1 protein-coding gene and 2 pseudogenes are annotated in these 4,502 nt (G+C 71.9%); all 3 read left to right on the top strand.

Annotated elements, in window-relative coordinates:
• A pseudogene (locus tag C1I95_RS31965) lies at positions 1–2,262 on the top strand (hypothetical protein); the annotation flags it as partial.
• Positions 2,263–2,456: 194 nt separating this feature from the next.
• Positions 2,457–3,608 (top strand): hypothetical protein, encoded by a 1,152-nt coding sequence (locus tag C1I95_RS31960; protein WP_146605923.1) that lies wholly within the window; start codon positions 2,457–2,459, stop codon positions 3,606–3,608.
• 127 nt (positions 3,609–3,735) lie between these two features.
• Positions 3,736–4,502 (top strand): annotated as a pseudogene (locus C1I95_RS31955) (hypothetical protein); the annotation flags it as partial.

Below are 4,502 nucleotides of genomic sequence, written 5' to 3'. Positions count from 1 at the left end.
GCCGCCCAGCAGCACCAGGCGCCGGTCCAGGACGTCGGCCACCGCGCCGCCCCACAACCCGAAGAGCAGCAGCGGTACGAAGGCGGCGACGCCGAGCAGCCCGACCCAGAACGAGTCCTGGGTCAGCCGCCCTCGCGGCCGGGCAGGCCGTCGTTCGACAACACCCGCACCCCGGACGGCAGCGCCACCAACCCGTTCCCGGCCGGCGGGCTCCCGGCCACCGATCCGGGCAAGCCCGCCGAGCTGCTCGCCACCTACTTCGGCATCTACACCACCAACGAGATCCCGTACGCCATCACCACCGGCGACGGGACCGGCCGCGCGGTCTTCGAGGTGCGCAACGCGATCCGCGATCCGCATCTCGGCTGCGGCGCCCCCACGGCCGGCGACGGCAGCGATCCGCGCCGGTGCTGGCTGGTCATCGTGCCCCGGGGTGAACGGGACCTGGACGGGGTGGCCCGGCCCGTGCTGCCGAGCCGGAGCGCCCTCTCCGCCTCGATCTTCGCCGACCGGCTGGTCGTGCCGCTCGACTTCACCCCGCTCGACGCCGGGTGCGCCCAGGGTCGGGCCGAGCGGCGGACGGTCGGTACGGAACTCGTCGCCGAGGCGATGAGTTCCTGGCAGCCGGCGCTCTGCGCCAACGACGGTCCGGTCTTCGGCTACTCCGCCACCGGCGACGAGGACGGGACGGGGCAACTGCTCACCACGTCGGACGGCGCGCCGGGGTTGGCCTTCACGGCCGACCCGGTGAAACCGGAGGAGTGGGAGCCCCCGGTCGTCCAGGCGCCGGTGGCCGTCTCGTCCGTGGTCATCGCGTTCAACATCGACCTGCGGCTCGCGGGTACCGTGCCGCCGGAGGCCGAGTCGTTGCGCCGGACGATGGTGCGCGACCTGAAGCTCACGCCACGGCTGGTCGCGAAGCTGCTCACCCAGTCGTATCAGCGGGACGTGCCGGACGGCGGCCGGCAGGACCACGTCGCGGGCAACCCCCGCCACATCGGTGTCGACCCGGAGTTCCTGGCACTCAACCCGGACTTCAAGTACATCGACAATGGTTTCGCCCCGGACGGCATCGTGGTCTCGTACGGGAACTTCTCCGCCGCCCGCGAGGTGTGGCGCTGGATCCTGGGCGATGCCTCCGCCCGCGCCTGGTTGGCCGGCCAACCCGACGGACTCTCCGGTCCGGACGGTGGCCCGGGCATGCGGGTGAACGAGAACTACAAATTCGTCACCACCGACGGGGCACAGGACTACTTCCCCCGTACCGACCCGTCCTGCCTGCCTCCGCTGCACTCCCCGCTGCTGGAGGACTGGCAGCAGGAGGTGGACCCGGGCCGCTGCACGCTCGACCTCTTCCCGTACGCATCGAGCATCGGCGAGGCCGCGTACCAGACGCTGCGCGCGGACACCAAGCAGCTCTCCGGTTGGCAGCCGTCGTTCGACCCGGCGATCCCGGGGCGGTACGGCAAGGAGCCGCCCAAGCAGGTGGGGCAGCGGTTCGCGCTCTCGATCACCGATTCCGCCTCCGCCGCCCGCTACGGCCTGCACACCGCACAGCTCTGCACCGCGGTGAGCGACGCGGAGGGGAAGCTCACCGCTAACGACTGCCGGGCGGCCACCACGTCGGGGATGCTCACGGCCGCGAACGCGATGGTGCCCAGTGGTGTCACCGGCGTACGCCTGATCGACCCGGCGCGGGTGGCCCGGCTTCCCGGGGCGTACCCGCTCACCATGGTCACCTACGCGGCGGCCGACCTCACCGAGGACGCCACGGCGCGCCGGGACTACGCCGCCCTGCTCCGCTATGCCACCGGATCCGGTCAGGCGCCGGGGCATCTGCCGGGGCAGCTACCGGCCGGCTATGCGCCGCTCCCGCAGTTCCTCCGGGTGGAGGCGTTGCAGGCCGCCGACAAGCTGGAGCGCTACGTGGCCCCGAGCCCGACACCGGAGCCGACGTCACGGCCGACTCCACAGCCGAGCGCAACCACCACCACTGCGCCGCCAGCGCCGTCGACCAACCCCGAACCGACACCGTCGACGGTGCCCAACCCGGGCGTGGGGCCGACGGTGTCGGCCACCCCGTCCATCGCACCGCCGCCGTCGGACCGGCCGGTCGCCCAGGTCGCCCCGGGCAGCCCGATCGGGCCGATCCGCTATCTCCTCGTGGCGTTGCTCGTGGTCGGGCTCGCCGGTGGTGCCGTCGGACCGGTCCTGCTGCTGGTGTCCCGTCGCCTCGGCACGAACAACGGGGGGTCGACCTGACGGGCCGCGAAGCGCCAACGGGTTGCCGCCGCAGATGGCCTGTTCATCTGGCCTACGTGTGGCCGAAAAGAAGCAATCCCAACGTTCGCTCAACCTAGGTTTCGGTCTTTGGTATCAGACCGGGAGAATTACCACAACTCATTTATAAAGTGGAATGAGTGGCAATTTCCTTCTCTCTCGGAAAGGGAGATCGCATGAGGGTTAACGCCTTCGGAAGGGCGATGGTGGCGGCCATCGCGCTCTCCGCCGTCGCCGTCTGGGGTAGCCCCGCCTCCGCCGACCCGGTGCCGGCGACGGACTACCGCACGCTCACCGGCGTGGGATCTGACACCACCCAGGACCTGGGCAACGGCCTCGCCGAGTCGCTGCGCATCAGCGGCAACAAGGTCATCGCCTCCTGGGACGCCCGCCCGCCGTCGGGCACCTCGACCGACATCAAGACCAAGTCGGCCGCCTGTGAGTTCACCCGGCCCAACGGATCCGGCGCCGGCCGTCAGGCCCTGCGCGCGTCGCTCGGTCAGGACCTCGGCGGCACCCACGGCGGGCCCGGCCACTACCTGAGCAAGGACGTCCGGGGCTGCGTGAACTTCGCCCGTTCGTCGTCCTTCTCCAGCACCACGCCGAGCACCAGCGGCAACCTCACCTACATCCCGACGGGTGTGGACGCCGTGGCCCTGGCCATCAACGCCAACAGCGACCTGCCGCGGAACAACTCGTTCGCCCGCGTGCAGCGCGTGTACAAGTGCTTCGACCGCGCCATCACCGGCCTGCCGGTGCAGCCGCTCATCCCGCAGGCGGGCTCGGGCACCCGGCAGTTCTGGCTCCAGCAGATGGAAATCACCGAGCAGGAGATCTCGCTCGGTGACCTGCCGTGCCTGACGGTCGCGGGGGTCCCGAACCCGCAGGAGCACGACGGCACCGTTCTCCAGGGGCACAACGACTGGATCGTGCCGTTCTCGGCCGCCCAGTTCATCGCGCAGACCAACAGCGCGGCGATCCAGGGGGCCATCCCGGGCGTCTCGGTCGCCGACCGGCGTGGCCCGGCGATCCTCAGCGGCATGAACCTGGTGGGTCAGTCGGTGCAGCAGCCGATCACCGGCGGTGTGCTGAACCCGACCTTCCCGCTCAACCGCGACGTCTACAACGTCGTGCCGACCGCGAACCTGTCGGATCCCCTGATCGCTCAGGTCTTCGTCGGCAGCAACTCCCTGGCGTGCACCACCACGGTGAACGTCGGCGGCACGCAGCGCAACGTCGCGCAGCTCTTCGGGTTCGGCCTGCGGTCGTCCACCACGGACCTGTTCCACCAGGTCTGCGGTGCCGTCGACCTCAAGTCCAACTCCTGACCACAAGCGTCGGCCGAAGCGGGGCCGGGCGTCCGGGATCGGGCGCCCCGGCCCTGCGGGTGCCGGCGGGTGACCCGCTCCGGCGACCGCGTGCGGGCCGCCGACCGACAACGCAGAGGAAGGTGCGATGAACAGGGAGACTCGGCCAGGCCGGCGCGTCCGCGCCGGTGGGTACGCGGGCGTCCTCGGCGTCGCAGCGGCTGCCGCCACCCTCGGCGTCGTCGCCTCCCCGGCGCTGGCCGCGCCGCTCGGGACGGTCACCCTCTCGGCCAGCAGCGGCAACGTCACCAGCGATCCGATCTTCACGGCGGCGACCACCTCCGCCCCGTGCCCCGCGTCGTACGGCGCGAACGCCTCGCTGCGGGTCGGGCCGCCCGGCGGCCCGTTCGCGAACCTGGCCAAACCCCTGTTCGAGGGCGGGTACGACAACCGCAACCTCACCTTCGCCCCGAACCGTTCGTTCGCCACCGCGCTCGGCAGGAATCCCGGCGACGGTGTCTGGTGGGTCGTCGTCGAGTGCTTCAGCGCGGCGGCCGGCCGTCATCCCGAGCGTTTCGTCACGCCGATCACGGTCACCGGGTCCACCTGGCACGTCGGATCGTCCGGCGGCTCGCCGGCCGTGCTCGGACCGCCCGAAGGTGGGGCCACGCCCACGCCGACCGCGGTCGGGTCCACCCCTGTGGCCGGCGCGACCGACCCGACCTCAGCTCCGGCCCCCACCTCGGCCGGTGCCTCCGGCACCCCCGCCGTCGACCCCGTGCCGGCCGCCGCCCGACAGCAGGAGACCGGACGCGGCCTGCTGACCGCCGCGGTGATCGTCGCCGGCCTCCTGCTCACCGGCGCGGTCGGCAGCCTGCTCGCCCTGCGGCGACGGGTGGCTCCCGCGCTGCCCAC

This window comes from Micromonospora craterilacus, assembly GCF_003236315.1.
Classification (GTDB): Bacteria; Actinomycetota; Actinomycetes; order Mycobacteriales; family Micromonosporaceae; genus Micromonospora; species Micromonospora craterilacus.
The sequence above is the reverse complement of the archived record's forward strand: the minus strand, read 5'-3'. Positions and strand labels throughout refer to the sequence as shown.

What these genes read in the sequence shown, in the direction of transcription:
- C1I95_RS31960 (WP_146605923.1), top strand. Translation starts at nt 2,457, where the DNA reads ATGAGGGTTAACGCCTTCGGAAGGGCGATGGTGGCGGCCATCGCGCTC.